Origin of the sequence: Anaerovibrio sp. (assembly GCF_045637405.1) — a bacterium.
Taxonomy (GTDB): Bacteria; Bacillota; Negativicutes; order Selenomonadales; family Selenomonadaceae; genus Anaerovibrio.
Genome location: NZ_JAZTZI010000129.1, coordinates 1 through 1,171, shown reverse-complemented (window position 1 = coordinate 1,171; position 1,171 = coordinate 1). Strand labels below are relative to the sequence as shown.

General features: G+C 43.2%; 1 pseudogene. It reads left to right on the top strand.

Going from position 1 to position 1,171, the window contains the following annotated elements:
- Window positions 1–1,171 (top strand): annotated as a pseudogene (locus ACKI5G_RS09180) (insulinase family protein); the annotation flags it as partial.

Below are 1,171 nucleotides of genomic sequence, written 5' to 3'. Positions count from 1 at the left end.
GACGGAATAAAGGTATTGCTTTCCAATGTGGATACCAAGGGGATTGTGTATTATAACCTGTATTTTGATATTGATGTAATTCCACAGGATTTACTGCCTTATGCCTTTTTGTACAGTGACTTGTTGGGTCAGGTGGATACCCAATCCAACAGCTATGCTGATTTAAGTAAGAAAATAGCCTTTTATACCGGTGGTATGGATGCGGATATAGACGTGTTTGCTGAGGTGGATAATCCGGATAAGTTTAAGGCGTTTTTCCGGCTGAATACCAAGGTCTTTTATCGTAATTTGGCCAAGTCAGTGGAACTGATGGGAGAAATAATCAATGAAAGCCAGTTTGAGGATGATAAGCGGCTGAAGGAACTGTTGGCTCAAATACGCTCCGATATGGAAATGTCGATGCTCAGCTCATCAGTGACAGTTGCCCGTAATCGGTTGGCTTCCTTTATCTCCAAGGATGGTGCCTTCAGCGAAATTGGTGATTTGTCCATTTATCCATTAATAAAAGATTTGACGGATAATTTTGCTGACAGAATAGAAGATTTTAAGGGCAAGATGCGCCAGATTAAGGCCCTGTTATTTAGTAGTAAACGCCTGACCATGGGGGTTACTATGCCAAAGCAGGATTTCGGTCAATTCGAAACAGAGATCAAGCATATCATTACTGGCCTCAAGGACAATGTGGAGGCTGATAAGGCACCACGCTGCCAATATGATCTGCCAGTAGTTGGCCAACGGGAAGGCCTCATGTCTTCCAGTCAGGTACAGTATGTTGGTAAGGGAGCTAACCTTATTAAGCTGGGTCATAAAATGTCCGGATACTTGCGTGTTATGGAAGTAATGCTGAAATATGAGTATTTCTGGATAAAAATCCGGGTACAGGGTGGCGCCTATGGAGCCATGACCAATATCGCCAATAATGGTAACGTGATATTTATTTCATATCGGGATCCTAAGCTTAAGGATACTCTGACAACCTTTGACGGCACAGCAGATTTCCTGCGGAATTTTGCGGCTGATGAGCGGGAAATGACCAAGTATATCATTGGCACAATCAGCAACAGCGATATGCCGTTGACACCAAAAATGATAGGCAATGCGGCCCGTAATATGTATTTTACCGGTATGACCCAGGAGCGACGGCAGAAAAATCGTGATGAAATTCTTTCCA